Annotated in this window: 17 protein-coding genes; 8 read left to right on the plus strand and 9 right to left on the minus strand. The window is 50.1% G+C overall.

Going from position 1 to position 17,455, the window contains the following annotated elements:
• Positions 1–36 precede the first annotated feature (36 nt).
• A complete protein-coding gene (locus tag AC4BAN_RS09785) occupies positions 37–483 on the minus strand; it encodes a hypothetical protein (RefSeq protein WP_490564214.1) in 447 nt (148 codons plus the stop codon).
• Positions 484–675: 192 nt separating this feature from the next.
• Between AC4BAN_RS09785 and AC4BAN_RS09790 the strand changes: the two genes are divergently transcribed.
• The 3 genes from AC4BAN_RS09790 to AC4BAN_RS09800 all read left to right on the plus strand — a co-directional run bounded on the left by AC4BAN_RS09790 (position 676) and on the right by AC4BAN_RS09800 (position 2,505).
• A complete protein-coding gene (locus tag AC4BAN_RS09790; RefSeq protein ID WP_490564215.1) occupies positions 676–1,227 on the plus strand; it encodes a hypothetical protein in 552 nt (183 codons plus the stop codon).
• Positions 1,228–1,365: 138 nt separating this feature from the next.
• Positions 1,366–1,821 (plus strand): nucleoside deaminase, encoded by a 456-nt coding sequence (locus AC4BAN_RS09795; protein ID WP_490564216.1) that lies wholly within the window; start codon positions 1,366–1,368, stop codon positions 1,819–1,821.
• A 75-nt stretch (positions 1,822–1,896) separates the two neighbouring features.
• Positions 1,897–2,505, plus strand: coding sequence for a superoxide dismutase (locus tag AC4BAN_RS09800; RefSeq protein ID WP_490564217.1), 609 nt, complete (start codon positions 1,897–1,899; stop codon positions 2,503–2,505).
• A 154-nt stretch (positions 2,506–2,659) separates the two neighbouring features.
• Here AC4BAN_RS09800 and AC4BAN_RS09805 read toward each other — a convergent pair whose 3' ends face one another.
• Positions 2,660–4,894 carry a protein-disulfide reductase DsbD family protein gene (locus tag AC4BAN_RS09805; RefSeq protein WP_490564218.1) on the minus strand — a complete coding sequence of 745 codons (2,235 nt, stop codon included), beginning with the start codon at positions 4,892–4,894 and terminating at the stop codon, positions 2,660–2,662.
• Positions 4,895–5,441: 547 nt separating this feature from the next.
• Between AC4BAN_RS09805 and AC4BAN_RS09810 the strand changes: the two genes are divergently transcribed.
• Positions 5,442–5,753: a hypothetical protein gene (locus AC4BAN_RS09810; RefSeq protein ID WP_490564219.1), complete on the plus strand. Its 312-nt coding sequence runs from the start codon at positions 5,442–5,444 to the stop codon at positions 5,751–5,753.
• Positions 5,754–5,965: 212 nt separating this feature from the next.
• On the plus strand, positions 5,966–7,279 hold the full coding sequence (locus AC4BAN_RS09815) for a hemolysin family protein (RefSeq protein WP_490564220.1): 1,314 nt from the start codon (positions 5,966–5,968) through the stop codon (positions 7,277–7,279).
• Between the two features lie 17 nt (positions 7,280–7,296).
• On the opposite strand, the gene AC4BAN_RS09820 is transcribed toward AC4BAN_RS09815, so the two are convergent.
• Positions 7,297–7,809, minus strand: a complete 513-nt coding sequence (locus tag AC4BAN_RS09820; protein WP_490564221.1) for a gamma carbonic anhydrase family protein — start codon at positions 7,807–7,809, stop codon at positions 7,297–7,299.
• Positions 7,810–7,862: 53 nt separating this feature from the next.
• Positions 7,863–8,852, minus strand: coding sequence for a radical SAM protein (locus AC4BAN_RS09825; protein WP_490564222.1), 990 nt, complete (start codon positions 8,850–8,852; stop codon positions 7,863–7,865).
• A gap of 428 nt (positions 8,853–9,280) precedes the next feature.
• Here AC4BAN_RS09825 and AC4BAN_RS09830 point away from each other — a divergent pair, with 428 nt between their 5' ends.
• Positions 9,281–10,174: a S66 peptidase family protein gene (locus AC4BAN_RS09830; RefSeq protein WP_490564223.1), complete on the plus strand. Its 894-nt coding sequence runs from the start codon at positions 9,281–9,283 to the stop codon at positions 10,172–10,174.
• 161 nt (positions 10,175–10,335) lie between these two features.
• Here AC4BAN_RS09830 and AC4BAN_RS09835 read toward each other — a convergent pair whose 3' ends face one another.
• Complete coding sequence (locus AC4BAN_RS09835; protein ID WP_490564224.1) at positions 10,336–11,046, minus strand: endonuclease III domain-containing protein; 711 nt, start codon at positions 11,044–11,046, stop codon at positions 10,336–10,338.
• 233 nt (positions 11,047–11,279) lie between these two features.
• Here AC4BAN_RS09835 and AC4BAN_RS09840 point away from each other — a divergent pair, with 233 nt between their 5' ends.
• Both AC4BAN_RS09840 and AC4BAN_RS09845 read left to right on the plus strand, forming a co-directional pair.
• Positions 11,280–11,972, plus strand: a complete 693-nt coding sequence (locus tag AC4BAN_RS09840; protein WP_490564225.1) for an MBL fold metallo-hydrolase — start codon at positions 11,280–11,282, stop codon at positions 11,970–11,972.
• A gap of 124 nt (positions 11,973–12,096) precedes the next feature.
• The gene (locus tag AC4BAN_RS09845) at positions 12,097–12,738 is read left to right on the plus strand and encodes a DUF2238 domain-containing protein (RefSeq protein ID WP_490564226.1); all 642 of its coding nucleotides are present in this window, start codon (positions 12,097–12,099) and stop codon (positions 12,736–12,738) included.
• Positions 12,739–12,815: 77 nt separating this feature from the next.
• Here AC4BAN_RS09845 and AC4BAN_RS09850 read toward each other — a convergent pair whose 3' ends face one another.
• From AC4BAN_RS09850 to AC4BAN_RS09865, 4 genes are all read right to left on the minus strand, one after another.
• Positions 12,816–13,499, minus strand: coding sequence for a YiaD family glycine zipper/OmpA-like lipoprotein (locus AC4BAN_RS09850; RefSeq protein ID WP_490564227.1), 684 nt, complete (start codon positions 13,497–13,499; stop codon positions 12,816–12,818).
• 328 nt (positions 13,500–13,827) lie between these two features.
• Entirely contained in the window at positions 13,828–14,553 is a 726-nt protein-coding gene (locus AC4BAN_RS09855; protein ID WP_490564235.1) for a YiaD family glycine zipper/OmpA-like lipoprotein, read from the minus strand.
• A gap of 464 nt (positions 14,554–15,017) precedes the next feature.
• Complete coding sequence (accD, locus tag AC4BAN_RS09860; RefSeq protein WP_490564236.1) at positions 15,018–15,917, minus strand: acetyl-CoA carboxylase, carboxyltransferase subunit beta; 900 nt, start codon at positions 15,915–15,917, stop codon at positions 15,018–15,020.
• Between the two features lie 159 nt (positions 15,918–16,076).
• Complete coding sequence (locus AC4BAN_RS09865; protein ID WP_490564228.1) at positions 16,077–17,135, minus strand: class I fructose-bisphosphate aldolase; 1,059 nt, start codon at positions 17,133–17,135, stop codon at positions 16,077–16,079.
• Positions 17,136–17,455 lie beyond the last annotated feature (320 nt).

Below are 17,455 nucleotides of genomic sequence, written 5' to 3' on the forward strand. Positions count from 1 at the left end.
GGCTTCTTTGTTTCTATACTTTAATGGGTGTGCGGCTTATTTAAACATGCCCCCAAGCGTATCGCCAAGGCCTTTGCCCAGCGTGTCTTTTAGCTTGCCGCCCACCAGGCTTCCCAGAATATCTGACTGTCCCAAATTATCGGTGGCCATTTTGCCGGAAACTTTCTGCATGATAAAATTTATGGCAAAAGGCGCGACCTTGTTTGCGATATTTGCCGGTATGCCCAACTTGGCAGTCAGGTCTGTCACATACTTCTGAATCACGTTATTGGCAGCAGGGCTCTCAGTGGTCCCTTTGTCTCCTTTCAGCACATCCATCAGGCCGCCCATGTCGCCGCTGGTGGCTCTTCGCTTTACTTCGTCGGTCAGGTTTTCCCGGGCCAGGTCTACTGAGCGGCTGGCCGTGTCTGGTTGCAACTGAAACTTATCTTGTAACTCGCTGGAAAGCTGCCCTTTTACCTGGTTAATGATGTTCTCTAACATAGCTTGTTTTGTAATGCGGTTTAAAATTAAAATGTAGTTTATACTTTAACGGCTCAGCACCTGTCGGGATGCTACATTTAAATTTCAGAGAAGGCGTTAATTATTGTTTTTGGCAATATTCTTGCACCAAAACAGCCAGACAGCTTTTTTTGCCTAAGATTTTTATAGCTTTGCCCTTCTACAATTATGAATATGCGCTACATAGCCTTTTTAACCCTTATTTTGATAGCCGGCGTTGCGCTGGCGCAGCCTAAACTCAAGAAATTCCAGATCAGCAAGGAGATCTCGGTCATGTTGCCCAAGGATTTCTCGCCGCTCTCTGATGATGACATTGCCCGTGAATATCCTGCCACCACCAAGCCCCTGGCAGTTTTCGCCAGTCCGGATGGCCAGGTGGATTTCAGTGTGACTCAAAAGTTCACGCAGTTCCGGTCGCGCGACCTGGAAATGCTGGAGGAGTTTTACAAGGCTAACCTGATGGAGAAATTCACGGATATAGATTTTATCCGGAACGAAGTGGTGGAGATAAAGGGCGAGCGGTATATTGTTTTTGAGTTTGTATCGAAACTGGCCGATGAGCGCGGGGTAACCAACCTGAAGCCGGTTCAGAAATACAGCATCATCCAGTATTTGATCAAGGGCAACCAGATCATGATCTTTACCATGCACGCGCCTTTCATGCTCAAAAACGACTGGCAACCCGCCATGCGCGAGGTGATGAGTTCCATTAAATTCAAAGCATAAGTTTAGAAATATACATCATGCAAAAGCCCTACCTGTTCAGGTGGGGCTTTTGCATGTTTAAGGGTTTTGCCTCCACTGCCGCTGTTTAAACCGCCGAAAAGCCTTTTATTGCATCTCAGAACTTATAACTTTGCACTGATGGCAACAGACATTCTATCTCTTTACAGCGACGAGTATTTCATGCAGCAGGCTTACCAGCAGGCGCAACAGGCATTTGCCGAAGGCGAGATCCCGATCGGGGCCGTAGTGGTGAGCAACAACCGTGTTATTGCCAAAGCCTACAACCAGACCGAGAAGTTGAACGACGTAACCGCCCACGCCGAAATGCTGGCTTTTACCGCCGCCTCCGAATACCTGTGCAACAAGTACCTGCACGACTGCACCCTTTACGTAACAGTTGAGCCCTGCGTGATGTGTGCCGGGGCCAGTTACTGGGCACAGTTAAAAAGGGTGGTGTATGGCGCGCCGGAACCCAAGCGCGGTTTCAGGCGCTTAGGAAACTTGCTGCACCCCAAAACAGAGATGGTGAGCTGTATAATGGCCCACGAGTGCGCTGACCTGATGTCGACTTTCTTTGCTGCCAAAAGAAATTAACTAACTTTGAAACCACGACGTACACTTTAAACAAGTGTATAAACATCATTTTTCAACTATAAACCACACAAAACTATGGCTTTCGAACTTCCGAAACTACCTTATGCTTACGATGCCCTGGAGCCGCACATTGATGCGCGCACCATGGAGATCCACCATACAAAACATCACCAGGCTTACACCGACAACCTGAACAAGGCTATTGCCGGCACCGATATGGAAGGCAAGTCTATTGAGGAGATCATGCGCAGCGTGAAAGAAGATAATAAAGCGGTTCGCAATAACGGCGGCGGCTACTACAACCACAACCTTTTCTGGACCGTCATGTCTCCGGATGGCGGCGGCAAGCCTTCCGGTGAGCTGGCAGAGGCTATCGACGCGTCATTTGGTTCTTTTGACGAGATGAAAGAGAAGTTTAACGCTGCCGCAGCAACGCGCTTTGGCTCGGGCTGGGCCTGGCTTTGCGTGAAAAACGGTAAGCTGGAAATCTGCTCTACCCCGAACCAGGACAATAGCCTGATGTCATTCGCAGAGGGATGCGGCGGTCAGCCTATCCTGGGCCTGGATGTTTGGGAGCATGCTTACTACCTGAATTACCAGAACCGCCGCCCGGATTATATCAGCGCATTCTGGAACGTGATCAACTGGGATGAGGTAAGCAAGCGTTACAACGAAGCAAAGTAAGCCTCTTGCAGCATTTGCCTTAAACTTAGGCCGTTGATTTTTAGACCCACTGATTCTACAGCAAAAAAACCCCACCGGAAACGGCGGGGTTTTTTTGCTGTAGAATCAGTCCGGAAGTAATAGGAGCTGCGCGCGCAATGCTGACTGCGTATGCTTACTTTTGTGCCACCTGATCGTGTGTTGCCTTGTAGGCTGCCACGCCGGCGTCCAGGAAGTTCACAAAGTTCTCTACATCCAGGTCGTAAGCGATTGGCTTCACCAGCACATTCTCCTGGGCGTCCATCAGCACATAATAGGGCTGCGCATTTACGTTGAATTTGGTGATCTGGTAGTCTGCGTATTTTTTGCCGATCGTCTTCTTCTCCTTGTTGTCATACACGCTGGTATACCACTCGCTTTGGGGTAGCTCGGTACGGTCGTCTACGTACAGCGCCGCGATCACGTAATTCTCGCGCAGGCGCTTCAGTACGGCCGGGTCTGCCCATACGTTTTGCTCCATTTCGCGGCAGTTCACGCAGCCGTGCCCAGTAAAATCTATGAAAATGGGCTTGCCCTGCTCTTTGGCACATTGTTTGGCCTGCTCCAGGTCATAATATCCTTGCAGGCCATGCGCGATGCCGGGCATGGCTTCGGCAAACTTTGGCGGCTCGCATAGTGCGTTTATCCCTGCTGCCACAGCACTGCCTCCTGTATTACTGTTTCTGAAGATCTTATTGATGTCAAAGTCCTGGGTGGTTTGTGGGGGCAGGTAGCCTGAGAGGGCTCGCAGCGGTGCGCCAAACATGCCCGGTATCAGGTACACCACAAACGCGAAGGTGGCAATAGCGAAGAACAAGCGCGGCACACTGATGTACTTCAGGTCGGAATCATGGGAGAACTTCAGTTTGCCCAACAGGTAGAAACCCATTAAAGTGAAAATGATAATCCAGAGGGCCAGGTAAATTTCACGGTCCAGGATGTTCCAGTGGTATACCTGGTCGGCTATACTCAAAAACTTAAGGGCAAGGGCCAGCTCTATAAACCCGAGCACTACTTTAACCGAATTCAGCCAGCCGCCCGACTTTGGCAGGCCGCTGAGCCACGAGGGGAAAATAGCGAATACCGTGAACGGCAATGCGAAAGCCAGCGAGAAACCAAACATACCCACCACAGGCCGGATGGTTTCGCCTCCGGCAGAGGCCACCAGAATGCTGCCTACAATGGGGCCGGTGCAGGAGAAAGAAACCAGCGCCAGCGTGAAGGCCATGAAAAACACGCCGATCCAGCCGCCCCTATCCGCCTGGGCATCTACTTTGTTGAGCCACGAACTGGGCAGCGTAATCTCAAACATCCCGAAAAAGGACATCGCGAATACCAGAAAGATCAGGAAGAAAAGTACATTCGGCAACCAGTGGGTACTGATAAAGTTGGCCCCATCGGCGCCAAAGAGCTTGGCCACAAGCGTGCCGATGATCGTATAGATCGCGATAATGGACAAGCCGTAAACGACTGCCTTCAAGATGCCCTGGCTACGGCTGCCACTGCTGTTGGTAAAGAAACTTACCGTCATGGGCACCATCGGGAAAACGCAGGGAGTTAACAGCGCCACCAACCCAGACCCGAAAGCGATCAGCATAAAGGCCCAAAGCCCATCCGCTTCTGCTGAAGGGGCAGGCTCTGGTAGCGCACTCGGTGTGGGTGTTGTAGCAGCGCTTACTTTGGCACTATCCTGGCCGGCCAAAGCGCCAAAGGTTCCTGCTTCCTCATCGGGTTCACCTACTGCGGTTACATCCGGCTCGTCGGTGCGGGCTGCTTCCTTTTGTAAAAGTGTATTGGGCTGCTCGTCGGCTAGCAAAAGGGGCTTATCGGCAGTTGCCGGCGAAGCTGCCGCCGCCTTGGCATCGCTGGCAGGGGCAGCCACTACGCTTATCTGCTTGTTGGAATAGCTAAACTCATCGTCGAAGGGGATACAGCGGCCATCCACATCGGTGCACACCTGGTACTCGTACGTTCCTTTCACCAGCAGGTCAGGCTTCAGTACTTTAATCCGCTGCCGGAACTGGGCCGTGCCGGTAAAATAGGTGTACTCGCCCTCCCACAGGTCATCATACTTCTTTTTAGGTTTAACAGGCACCAGTTTACCAACCAGTTCATAAGACGGGTGCTTCTGGAATTTGAACTCCGTTACCATGGGGCCCAGCTCCGGATCGAAATCGGAGGAGTACAGGTACCAGTCTTTGGCTATTCTGGCATTAAAGATCAGCTCTACTTCCTCGCCAACTGCCACTTGCTTTTTAGATGCGTCGAAACTCCAGGTAGCTGGTTTCAGCACCTGGGCATGCGCCACAAGCGTTAGCAGCAGGAATAGGCAGGTGGCGGCAAACTGTCTGATTTTCGTGGTCTTATTCATGTTATTAAACTACAAGCTCCTCAACAGGATTTCTGTTTCCGTTGGTATGCTACAAAAGTAGGCATTTTTGCCTGGATGCTGTTTACCTAAGTCTTAACTCCTGAAAGCTTTGGGATAGACAACCCTCTAATTAAGCCTTACGCTACTAAAGTTCCGCTATAAAACTGTTTGGGGAGGCATTGATGGCGATTGCCCAAATAACCCGAATCTTTTTTACCGGAAAGAGTCCAATACGCTCTTACAAAAGCAGCACCTACTGTGCCTCAATCACTGTTTTCAATAAAATCAATTTGACTTATAAATGTATTCAGTTAAATTAAATATTTATATTATTAAATTTAAACATATAAATACATACATTTTTATAATTTATTCGTATTAAATACAAAACAAGCGAAACAGGAAAGTTTTACATGTCATTTACCCCATTTTACCCTAAAAAAGCATGTATTCGCGTACAAACGTCACTTTTGATAAATCGGGTTGGAATTAAAATAAATAGCTAAGTGTATCATAATAAGCGGATTAAATAAAAAACTTATTCGGAATGGAAAACATGTTACAAACACAGGAAGTGCAAATCTTACGAACAACGTGTGGTCGTGAATACGATCAGGTGTTCAAGGCCATTAAGTTGGTTAGTGATGAGCGGCATACCTTCCATATTGTGTATAAAACGTTTTCTGATGAGTATATTTATTCCTTTTGCAATCCCTTCCAGGACACAAATGCAGCCGACGTTTACAGATTGATATCTGAGTCAGAAGCAAAGCAAATTTTTCTGCACCGGCTGTCTCAGGACAATGCGCGTGAACTGTTTAACACTGTTGAAGCTACACAAACGCATTTTCTTACCTGAGGTTCTGCTCTCGTGTCCTAAAACAAAAAGGTGCCCTACGGCACCTTTTTGTTTTATACTCCATTTAAAATAAGCTATATTGTGTAGCGCGCGAAGTAATCAGGCTACGGCAAAAGACGCTTAAAAAAGGTGGCAATTTACGGACACGGTAGTATATGCACGTATTTTAGTTAATTTTACAGTCTGGCTGCAGTAAGGCAGCTTTACACACAATGATTTTAAATATACTCATTACTATATTACTGGTGCTGCTAAACGGCTTCTTTGTGGCAGCCGAATTTGCTATTGTAAAGGTTCGTTCCTCACAGATTGAGCTACGGGCACAATCGGGCAACGCCATGGCCAAAATGGCGCAGCACATGCTAACGCACCTGGACTCTTACCTCTCGGCCACACAGTTGGGTATCACACTGGCATCGCTGGGCCTGGGTTGGATCGGAGAGAGCGTGGTATCGCAGATCGTGATCAACATCATGCATTTCTTTGGCTTTCAGGGCGGCGAGGTGCTGGCGCATGCGATTGCCCTGCCTATCTCGTTTGCCATTATTACGGTGCTGCACATTGTCTTTGGCGAGCTGGCCCCTAAGTCGTTGGCCATTCAGCGCTCTGAGGCCACAGCCCTGGCAGTGGCCTACCCCTTGCGTTTTTTTTACATCCTTTTCAGCCCCTTTATCTGGATGCTGAACGGCCTGGCCAACCTGGTGCTCCGCTCCATGGGCATACAAGCGGTACATGGCGCAGAGGTACACTCCGCTGAAGAACTCCGGCTTCTGTTTGAGCAAAGTGTGGAGGGCGGCGCCATACAGGATGCACACCACGAGCTGATTGAGAACGTGTTCCAGTTTAACGAGCGCATGGTGAAGCAGATACTCGTGCCCCGCACCAAAATGGTGGCCATAGACCTGAACATACCGGAGCAGGAGCTGATGGAGGTGATCTTTAACGAGGGCTACTCCCGACTGCCGGTTTATAACGGCAGCGTGGATAACATTGTGGGTATCCTTTATGTGAAAGATATCCTAAGCATCATGCGCCAGCACAAATCCATTAACATTGCCGAACTGATGCGCCCGGCCTATTTCGTGCCTGAGACCAAAAAAATCAATCTTTTACTCAAGCAGTTCCAGCGCCGCCACATGCACATGGCCATTGCCACCGATGAGTTTGGGGGCGTTTCAGGTATTGTGACCATCGAGGATATTATAGAGGAGCTGGTGGGCGAGATTCAGGATGAGTACGATGAGGAGGCCCCGCTGGTAGAGCGTGTGAACGAGTTTGAGTTTAAGGTAAACGGGTCTGCCCCGATTTCGGACGCCAATGACTTTTTGCCTTTCCCGTTGCCAGAGGGCGAGGACTACGAAACCGTGGGTGGCCTGATGAACGTGATCTACGGGCAGATACCTGAAAACCTGAACGAGATCACCACCTTTAACGAATACGACGTGCGCATCCTCGAGAAATCGGAGCGCCGCGTGGAGTGGGTGCTGCTGGTGGTTCGGGAGGACCTGCGCCTGGAGGCAAGCTAAGGGAACAGCTGCTTCTGCTAGGCGTTAAACCAGCTGCTGTACATCACATAATTCTGCGCTACTTTCTCAAGCCCCTCGATTTGCTCCGCGCTTAACTGCTTTACTTTTTTGGCGGGTATGCCCGCATAGATCCAGCCAGATTCGCAGATGGTGTTTTCGAGCACAATGGCCCCCGCAGCCACAATGCAGTTCTTCTGCACCACGGCATTATCCATCACAATGGACCCCATACCGATCAGCACGTTGTCCTCTACGGTGCATCCGTGCACAATGGCGTTGTGGCCAACCGATACATTGCTGCCAATGGTGGTGGCGGCTTTCTGGTAGGTGCAATGGATCACGGCCCCATCCTGGATGTTGGATTTGTCGCCAATGCGAATGCTGTTCACATCGCCCCGGATCACGGCGTTGAACCAGATAGAGCAGGCATTGCCCAGCACCACATCTCCTACAATAGTGGCGTTTTCTGCGATAAAGCAGTCAGTTCCCATTTGGGGTTTCACCCCTTTTACCGGAAGTATAACAGGCATATTTCTAATTTTGAGTAAATGAACCTTGAATGGTTGATGGCTGAAAAAACGTGCTAATTTATAAACGGAAGCAGCCTCTTCCAGGTGCCCTTCATATAATTATACTTCAGGGTGCTGGGCAGCGCCTTCCAAAAGTACTTATTCATTTCTACGGCAAAACTGGGCTGCATGTAGCAGTTGATGGTGCAACCCTCACAGGCCGGCAACCTTCCCTCCTGCCGCTTCAGCTCTTCCACTTCCTGGCTTTTATACAAGGCGTGCAGCTGCCCGTTTATCGGAAAGCTCTTGGCGCCCAGGTGGTAGCAGGGCAGCACCAGTTCGTTCTCGGGAGAGATGACCAGCGTGGTGCTGGCCGCTTTGCAAACCGGATCCGCCACATGGTTTCCGCCATCGAGGCGCAGCTGTACGAAGCCCTCGTTCATGTACACCCGTTTGCGGCCCCCAAAGTCGGAGAGGTATTTCAGTTCCTGCTCGGTTAGCTGCTCACCGGCCTCTACATCGTTGTAATCAAATGCCGGGTTAATGATAAGCAGCAGCTTGTTTGGCAGCACGATCTTCTCATACACCTCCTCCAGCTGGTGCAGGTTTTGCCTGAATACCGTAAAAAGGATATCCGGGTGCTCGCCCAGTTGCCTGGCCACCTCAATGGATTCCATCACAAAGTCGAAGCAGGCCACCCCGCGCCCTGTGTCATGCGCAGTTTTATCAGCCGAGTCCAGGGAGAAGTGCAGCATGTCCACCTTGCCCTTCAGGCGCGCTGCCATTTTAGGGTAAAGCAGGCCATTGGTGGTCAGGGTGGTGATAAAGCCCATGTCGTGGGCCATGCCCAGCATCTCGTCGATCTGGCGGTGCAGCAGGGGCTCCCCGCCAGTAAAATCAATCACCTGCACCCCAAGCCGCTTCAGATCGGTTAAATTTTGCTTCACATCCTCGAGCGTGATATAAGGCGAGGGTTTCTCCCAGATATCACAAAACGAGCACTTTGCGTTACAGCGGTAGGTAACGTAATAATTACAAAGCACAGGTTTAGAAGTCAGGCGCATAAAAGGGGTATCTCTGGCCAAAGGTACACATTATGCCTGAAGTATACCACGCTATGGCATTCGTGTTGACTTCGTTTTTTGTACTTTAAGGTGTGTTAGTCTATCAAATATAGGCTATGAGCTTACAAAATATAGGGTTCGTCTAAAAAATAGTTTCACCATCAATTAAACCTTTACATTTGTTTTGCATCTAATATGCATGCGTCAGGCAATCTTGTTTAAGGTGAGATGTAAGTAAGAGCCAGCCGTTCTCTAGGTAATAGAGAAGCGTAAAAAAGGCCATACTTTAGGGTATGGCTTTTTTTATGTACTGCCCCTGCTTCTAAAACACAGGTTTTTTGCTTCCGCAGCCACACCCAGGCGGCTGCCCTCGCTTATTTTAGCTTTAAACCTTATCTTCGCTTTTACACCTCTTAATGCCATCCGCTATGATACCAGCCCTACAGCCCGGCGACAAAATCGCCATTACCGCCACAGCCCGAAAGATCACACTTCCTGAAATTGAGGAGGCGATAAAGGTGTTTGAAAGCTGGGGGCTGCAAGTAGTGCTAGGCCAGAGCATTGGAGCAAGCTACCATTATTTTTCAGGGGATGATGCACTGCGCCTGGGCGACCTGCAGCAGTTCCTGGACGATGAAAGTATAAAGGCCATCATTTGTGCCCGCGGGGGTTATGGCACCACCCGGATCATTGACCAGGTTGATTTCACTAAATTTAGAAAGCGCCCGAAATGGGTAGTGGGCTTTAGCGACGTAACGGCCCTGCATGGCCACATACACACCATTGGGCTGGAGAGTATCCATGGCATCATGCCGCTGCTTTTCCCGCAGCAAGGCACCGAGGCATCTGTAGAAACGCTGCGCCGCGCGCTGTTCGGCGAGGAACTCCGCTACACTGCCGCCCCGCATGCCTTTAACCGAACTGGCACCGCCCTGGGCCAACTGGTAGGCGGCAACCTCTCGATGCTGCATAACCTCACCGGCACGCGCTCTGATAGCTGCACCGAGGGTAAGATCCTGTTTCTGGAGGACCTCTGCGAGTACCTGTACAATGTGGATCGTATGTTGGTGCACCTGGACCGCTGCGGCAAACTGGCCAACCTGGCCGGCCTTATCATTGGCGACATGAGCGACATGAATGACACGCCTGTCCCTTTCGGAAAAACGGCTTACGAGATCATACGTGAGCACACCGGAAAGTATAACTACCCCGTCTGCTACGGTTTTCCGGTAGGCCACGAGCCAAAGAACTTAGCGTTGGTTTGTGGCCGTGAAGCACACCTGGAGGTAAAGGAACAGGAAGTATTGCTCCGCTATTGTTAACATAGCCTGGTTCTGACACAGCCGGATTGCCTAATTTTTCTGATGGCATACAGGTGCCATGCGCAGCGCTTTTGTATACTTTAGGAAATGATCGCAGAACCTACAAGAAAAGCACAGACTTTATACTTTAAGCAGGTTAAGCTAGAGCTGCCGACTTACTGTTATGCCGCTTTATCTATGCCCTTCTCCCTTACATCCTGATAATAGTTGCAGATGCTGCTGAGCACACACTGCTCACACTTGGGCGTGTAATAGGTGCAAACGCGCTGGCCATGGCGCAGCATGTGTATATGGAAGTTATAGAGCTCAACCGGTTCGCGAGGCAGAAACTGCAGCAGTACATCATGCGCTTTGTTCGCCGTTACCTTCGCCCCGATGATACCCACCCGCTGGCTGATCCGTAACACATGCGTATCGACGGGCATCACGGGTTTCTTGAAGTTGAAAAGCAGCAAGAGGGTTGCTGTTTTGGGCCCTACGCCCGGAAGCCTGGTGAGCCAGCGCATGGCCTCCGCTACCGGCATTTCCTCCAGAAAATCAATGTTGATCTCCCCTCTGTCTGCTTTTATCAGGCGCAGTGTTTCCTGAATCTGTGGCGCTTTTTGGCCCGGGTAACGCGTGGTTTTGATCGCATCAGCCAGTTCATCGGGGCCGGCCTGCATCACCCCTTCCCAGTCGCCGAAGCGCTCCAGCATCGTGTAATAGGCTTTTTCCTCATCGGCATGGTTGGTGCGGTGCGAGAGCATGGTCGAGATCAACTCATGCATCGGGTCGCGCCTGTTCTCCAGTTTTAACCTTTTGTAAGTGTCGCTCAGAAGCGCATGCGTTAACAGGGCTTTCTCTGAAGCAGGAAGTTCATGCGCATCCATCATAGGTTGTCAGCTTTTGCCTCCTTTTTTACGAACAGCCGCATGATCTGTTAAGCAATCCGCAGCTAAAATTTGTGTAACTACCTGGCTACAAAGCTATTTTAACCCGTGGTTGTCAGTGCCCCGAAAACCATTGTACTTTTTAAAAGAGAGGCTGATGCACAACTATTTCAGCCACTTCAACGCTATATGCAATGTTATGCGCGTGCGTAGTAACTACTTTCTAATTTGATTCTATGCAAATAAAGTTTCTGGGAACAGGGGGTGCCTTTGACACCGATTACCTTAATTCCGCCGCCTTGCTCCGATTTAGGGGCATCGAACTGCTGATCGATTGCGGCTTTACCGTTTTCACTGCGCTTGTCAAAAAGAACCTTGTCACTGCCGTAGACCACATCCTGCTCACACACCTGCACAACGACCATTGCGGTAGCCTTGCCAACCTCTTGCTTTACAAAAGCATCATCGAGCAAGTAAAGCCGCCGGTGGTGCTTTATCCCTCGGAGCAGTTTAAGCAGCAGCTTTACGAGTTCCTGAAAATCCAGGTAAGGGACCCTGACAAGTATGCCGAGTTTGTGCCTGTGGAGCAATTTGAAGGCGTCACAGCCATAGACACGTACGGACAGCACGCGGAGGGCCTGCAAACCTATGCCTATATCTTTGAGGAAGAGGATGAGCGGATCGTTTACTCCGGCGACCTGGGCAAGCCCGAAGCCCTGTTCGACAAATTAAGTAAGTTGCCGCAACTGCCCACTAAAGTGTTTCATGATATCACTTTTAACCCTGAAAACACGGGGCATACCTATTACAAGAAGCTGTTGCCTTACGTAAATGGCGTGGAGATGTACGGTTACCACTGCGACCCAACCGAGAGCCCCGAAGACAATCCCATCCGGCTGGTTTTCCACGTAGATGATCTCATGGCTTAAGAGTTCGGTTGATGCGCAAGGGCAGTGACTTTGGGAAACTAAGACTCCAACAGCCATGTGAGGGTCCCGTAAAACCAAAAGCATGTTTTATAGTTACTAGAGCATATTAAGCTGCCCATATGCCATGCAAGGAACTATAACCGCTACACCCACAGAAAAGCTGCCTTACCTGAAGCAGCCACTGCACATCAGCTACACTACCCTCTTTCTGGCTTTTTGGGTCTTTACCGGCCTCACCACAACCGACCTCACCAATTGGGTGCTGGAGAATACACTAACCCTTTCCCTGCTTATCTTCCTGGTTGCCTTTTACAACATCTTCCGGTTCTCTGACCTGAGCTACTCCCTTATCTTCCTTTTCCTGCTGCTGCACGTGTACGGCAGCCAGTTCCAGTATGCCGATAACCCCACTGGCGAATGGCTGCAGGGGCAGTATCAGTTAGCCCGCAACCCCTACGACCGTCTGGTGCACCTGGGCTTCGGCCTGTTGCTGGCTTACCCCATGCACGAGATCCTGCGCCGGGGCTTTCATGTGAAACCTCCTTTTTGCTACCTGATGCCCGTAGAGATCATACTTTCTTTAAGCGCCTTGTATGAATTAGTGGAGTGGGCGGTGGCAGATGTGTTTTACGCTGGAGACGCGCAGGGCATGGACTACCTGGGCATGCAGGGCGACATTTGGGATGCGCAAAAAGACATGGCCTTGGCCCTTGCCGGGGCAACGGTTGCCATGCTGGTATGCGCTGCAAGCCGGCGAAGGGCCTGATATGGCATAAAAAAAACCAGCCACACCCGGGGGCGTGGCTGGAAAAATCACCAATTAATCACTATCTATTCTTGCGTTTATAAGTCTCCGCGTTCAGCGGCTTTCTTCATTTTGTCGTTCGCGAAAATGGCGATCTCCACGCGTCGGTTCTGCGCGCGGCCGGCAGCGGTTGAGTTGTCTCCCACAGGCTGGTCATCGGCATATCCCTGCGTTGTCATTCTGCTACGGTCAACGCCCATAGTGGCCAGGTAACTGGCTACAGACTGTGCACGACGCTCTGACAAAGGCTGGTTGATCTGGCGTGTACCGGTGTTATCGGTATGGCCTTCAATCACGATGTTTGTATCCGGGTATTTTTTAAGCGTTTCTGCCAGTTGCATGATCTCGGTTTTAGCACCGGGCTGCAACTCGGCAGAGTTGATCGGGTAAAGGATACCGGAGTCAAAGGTAATTTTAATACCCTCGCCAACACGCTCTACCTGCGCGCCTTCCAGGTCACGCTGCAGCTCTTCGGCCTGCTTGTCCATCTTACGTCCGATCAGAGCTCCTGCAGTGCCGCCCACAGCGGCACCGATAATAGCGCCCGTCGCAGTGCTTCCTGCTGCCCTGCCGATAACGCCGCCTACTACAGCTCCTGAACCGGCACCTATAACACCACCTTTCGCGGTTCTGCTCATGCCCCCACCGCCAGAAGCGCAAGATGACATGATAACAGCTATCAGGACGGCTATGATTGAAAGATTGATTCTAAAATTTTTCATAATTGTGTTTTGTTTCTGATGTATGAACTTATAGTTCTGTGGTTAATACTCAAAAGTGATTTAAAATGTTTGGTTTTTACGCTGAATCGTACACATGAGTCAGCCTGCACTTTTTAAAGGCAGCACACTTAACGCTGACTTGCAACATCTTATATTAGAAGTACTGTATACTTAAACGTGTTAAATAATTCCGGGTTTCTGATTAGGGGTGCACAGTTAAGCTCAATACAAGAAAGGCATTCGCCCTAAAAGCAAGCTACTTCACCTAAAACAGTAGCGCCGGCCCAAATGCATGGGCCGGCGCTACTGTTTTAGGTAATCGTTACCTTTACTTCACTTCACCATTCTCAGCGGCTTTTTTCAGTTCGTCGTTCGCCACGATTATGATTTCAACGCGTCTGTTCTGCGCGCGGCCTTCCAGGGTGCTGTTGTCAGCTATTGGCTGATCGTAGCTGTAACCTTTTGCTTGCAATCTTGCACCATTTACCCCAAGGCTGCGGGCATAGGCAGCAACGGCCTCGGCACGACGCTCAGACAAGCGCTTGTTTAGGTCATAAGAGCCCGTGTTATCGGTATGTCCTTCTATAATTACATTCGTGCCCTCATAATCTTTAAGCGTTTTGGCCAATTTCTGAATATCCTGCTTAGCACCTGCGCTCAAATCTGCTGAGTTTACGTTAAAAAGGATACCCGAGTCGAAGTTGACACGAATGGCCTCGCCTACGCGCTCCACCTTGGCGTTTTCCATGCTCTTTTCAAGCTCTTCGGCCTGCTTATCCATGCGGCGGCCTATCACGGCACCCGTGGCGCCGCCTACGGCGGCTCCTACAATGGCACCGGCAGCTGTGTTTCCTAAGCGGTTACCAATAATACCGCCAATCACGGCACCGGACCCTGCCCCGATAATGCCTCCCTTCGTGGTTTTAGTCATCCCCTTTTTGTCTCCCTCGGCAGTGTTGGTATCGGTGGGAGAACCTGTTTTGGCAGAGGTAGTGGTATCATTGCCATCGGTACTGGCCATAGGGGCCTTTGTCTGGCAAGAAGTAAACAACATAGTGGCAGCCAGCAAAGAGCTCAGCGATAGTTTTAAAATTTTCATATGCATGTAGTTTGTAAAAATGTTCTTCGTTTGTTTGAGTCACCTACCTGGTTCCTGCCAGGCTTGAATGCAATCCATGTGCCAATTATATATCTGGCTTACGCTATACACGAAAAATTTAATCTTTTATTTTACGCACGGGGGCTTTTTGCTAAAAAAACTTACGCCATACTTCCTATTGAGGCAAACGCTGCCTCCGGTGTTGCCTGTACTTGCCTGGAAGCTACAGAAGTAGATCGGGGGTTACGGCAAGCAGGGCTTTTCATACTATCCTAAAAGTTGCTCAGGATAAGAAATGCTTACTAAAGCAGGTTGTAGCTTAAAGCGCGCGTCCCGTTGCCAGGTGAGGCTGACCGCATAACTAAAAGAGGAGCCGGCTAACATTAACCGGCTCCTCTTTTAGGTGTACTTCAATAGCCTTAAGAAGCTTTGGATACTTTTTTTGCTTTAGGAGTAGCAGAGGTCACATCGTCCTGCAGCAAAACCATGCCTAGCAGATCCGTGAGTTTTTCTTTCAGTTGCTTTCGATCTACGATAAAGTCGAGGAAGCCGTGCTCCAGTACGAATTCGGCACTTTGGAATCCTTTCGGCAGGTCTTTGCCGATTGTTTCTTTAATCACGCGCGGGCCGGCAAAACCGATCAAAGCGCCGGGCTCTGCAATATTAAAATCCCCCAGCATAGCGTAAGATGCCGTTACGCCACCTGTGGTTGGGTCTGTTAACAAAGAGATGTAGGGCAGTTTCTCTTCAGAAAGCAGCGCCAGCTTAGCCGATGTTTTAGCCATTTGCATCAGCGAGAAGCCTGCCTCCATCATACGTGCGCCGCCAGACTTCGAGATCATGAGGAAGGGCGTGCGTGTTTTACGGGCATGGTCTATGGCGCGGGCAATTTTTTCGCCTACCACCGAGCCCATCGACCCTCCGATAAAGGCAAAGTCCATACAGGCGATCGTGATCTCCTGGCCGTTTATTTTTCCGAAGCCTGTCCGCACGGCATCCTTCAGGCCAGTGGCTTTCTGGGTGGCCACAATACGCTGCGGGTAGGGCTTCGAGTCTACAAAATCAAGCGGGTCGCCTGAAGTCAGGTTCTCATCCAGCTCTGTAAACTTGTTATCGTCAAAAAGTATGGCAAAATATTCCTTGGACCCGATCCGGTCATGAAAATCGCATTTTACGCACGTGCTTAGGTTCTTGCGATGCTCCGCCATGCTGGTCACCGTTTTGCAATCCGGGCATTTGTACCACAGCCCGTCCGGCGTCTCTTTCTTCTGCTCCGTAGGCGTATGAATTCCTTTTTCAGCTCTTTTAAACCAAGGCATCATAGTTGAAAGCGTGCTTTCTGCACTTTAAAGTTAAATATATACCTGCCACACAGCAGTATATAAAAATAGGATGACCTGCTTCGGCCATTTCTGCACGGCGGCAAGTGGCGAAAGCAGGTCACAAAAATATGTAATTATCGGCAGTTCTGCTACAATTTATGCTAATGTAATATCCTTCGACAGATATACGTCCTGAATGGCATTTAACAGCTCAACTCCGGCTCTCATGTCTTTCTGAAAAGCCTTGCGCCCTGAGATGAGCCCCATTCCACCGGCACGTTTGTTCACCACGGCTGTGCGAACGGCATCGGCCAGGTCAGATGTGCCCTTTGACTCGCCCCCGGAATTAATGAGACCTGCGCGGCCCATGTAACAGTTGGCCACTTGGTAGCGCGTCAGGTCGATCGGGTGATCGGTTGCCAGTTCGGTATACATCTTCTCGTCGGTTTTACCGAACCCGACGGCTTTAAAGCCACCGTTGCTAACGGGTAGCTTCTGTTTAATGATATCAGCCTGGATGGTAACGCCCAGGTGGTTGGCCTGCCCCGTAAGATCTGCCGCTGCGTGGTAATCAACGCCGTCTTTCTTAAAGGCGTTGTTGCGGGTGTAACACCACAGAATAGTTGCCATCCCTAACTGATGCGCCCTTTCGAACGCTTCTGCCACCTCCATTATCTGGCGCGATGACTCCTCTGAGCCGAAATAAATGGTGGCCCCTACAGCTGTGGCGCCCAGGTTCCAGGCATCATCCACAGAGCCGAACATGATCTGGTCATACTTGTTCGGGTATGTCAGCAGTTCGTTGTGGTTGAGCTTTACTATAAAGGGAATTTTGTGCGCGTACTTTCTGGACATCATGCCCAGGTTCCCGAACGTGGTGGCAACCGCGTTGCAACCCCCCTCCATAGCCAGCTTAACGATGTTCTCCGGGTCGAAGTAAATGGGGTTTGGAGCGAAAGATGCGCCGGCGGTGTGCTCTATGCCCTGGTCTACGGGCAGGATAGAGAGGTAGCCCGTGCCGCCTAAACGGCCATGGTTAAACAGCTGCTGCAGGCTGCGCAAAACCTGCGGACTGCGGTTAGAGTAGGCAAAAATCCGGTCAACGAAGTCAGGACCGGGCGCATGCAACTGCTCCTTCATGATCGTTTTGCTCTTGTACTGCAACAGGTTGTCGGCTTCGGAACCAAGTATAGAAACGATGTCGTCGTAATTCATAAGCTTTTCGGTTTAGACAGGTATTTGAAACATACTTTGCCGGGCCAAAAAAGTTCGCTCAAAATCTGTGCCCTCATGGCTATACCGTTTCCCTTTTAACGAGGCCGTTCTACTTGCTTATCCCTAACTGCCATTTATACCGCCACGGCCCCAGTTTTTTACGCCCCTGCATTACACCAATTACCACTTAATATCGTTATAATTAACTCAAGTTGCGTGATACTTCACACGTTGTAAAACAAAAAATCTGTTCTGCCAATGGGCTGTGTACGTTTTAAAGTTTGGACACTTTCAAAATGCAACAGCCATGACAGAACAGA

The sequence above is a fragment of the Pontibacter sp. GD13 genome (assembly GCF_058216355.1).

Excerpts from the sequence above, each read along its gene's own strand:
- AC4BAN_RS09785 (WP_490564214.1), bottom strand. The coding sequence starts at position 483 with ATGTTAGAGAACATCATTAACCAGGTAAAAGGGCAGCTTTCCAGCGAG.
- AC4BAN_RS09790 (WP_490564215.1), top strand. The coding sequence starts at position 676 with ATGCGCTACATAGCCTTTTTAACCCTTATTTTGATAGCCGGCGTTGCG.
- AC4BAN_RS09795 (WP_490564216.1), top strand. The coding sequence starts at position 1,366 with ATGGCAACAGACATTCTATCTCTTTACAGCGACGAGTATTTCATGCAG.
- AC4BAN_RS09800 (WP_490564217.1), top strand. The coding sequence starts at position 1,897 with ATGGCTTTCGAACTTCCGAAACTACCTTATGCTTACGATGCCCTGGAG.
- AC4BAN_RS09805 (WP_490564218.1), bottom strand. The coding sequence starts at position 4,894 with ATGAATAAGACCACGAAAATCAGACAGTTTGCCGCCACCTGCCTATTC.
- AC4BAN_RS09810 (WP_490564219.1), top strand. The coding sequence starts at position 5,442 with ATGGAAAACATGTTACAAACACAGGAAGTGCAAATCTTACGAACAACG.
- AC4BAN_RS09815 (WP_490564220.1), top strand. The coding sequence starts at position 5,966 with ATGATTTTAAATATACTCATTACTATATTACTGGTGCTGCTAAACGGC.
- AC4BAN_RS09820 (WP_490564221.1), bottom strand. The coding sequence starts at position 7,809 with ATGCCTGTTATACTTCCGGTAAAAGGGGTGAAACCCCAAATGGGAACT.
- AC4BAN_RS09825 (WP_490564222.1), bottom strand. The coding sequence starts at position 8,852 with ATGCGCCTGACTTCTAAACCTGTGCTTTGTAATTATTACGTTACCTAC.
- AC4BAN_RS09830 (WP_490564223.1), top strand. The coding sequence starts at position 9,281 with ATGATACCAGCCCTACAGCCCGGCGACAAAATCGCCATTACCGCCACA.
- AC4BAN_RS09835 (WP_490564224.1), bottom strand. The coding sequence starts at position 11,046 with ATGATGGATGCGCATGAACTTCCTGCTTCAGAGAAAGCCCTGTTAACG.
- AC4BAN_RS09840 (WP_490564225.1), top strand. The coding sequence starts at position 11,280 with ATGCAAATAAAGTTTCTGGGAACAGGGGGTGCCTTTGACACCGATTAC.
- AC4BAN_RS09845 (WP_490564226.1), top strand. The coding sequence starts at position 12,097 with ATGCAAGGAACTATAACCGCTACACCCACAGAAAAGCTGCCTTACCTG.
- AC4BAN_RS09850 (WP_490564227.1), bottom strand. The coding sequence starts at position 13,499 with ATGAAAAATTTTAGAATCAATCTTTCAATCATAGCCGTCCTGATAGCT.
- AC4BAN_RS09855 (WP_490564235.1), bottom strand. The coding sequence starts at position 14,553 with ATGTTGTTTACTTCTTGCCAGACAAAGGCCCCTATGGCCAGTACCGAT.
- accD (WP_490564236.1), bottom strand. The coding sequence starts at position 15,917 with ATGCCTTGGTTTAAAAGAGCTGAAAAAGGAATTCATACGCCTACGGAG.
- AC4BAN_RS09865 (WP_490564228.1), bottom strand. The coding sequence starts at position 17,135 with ATGAATTACGACGACATCGTTTCTATACTTGGTTCCGAAGCCGACAAC.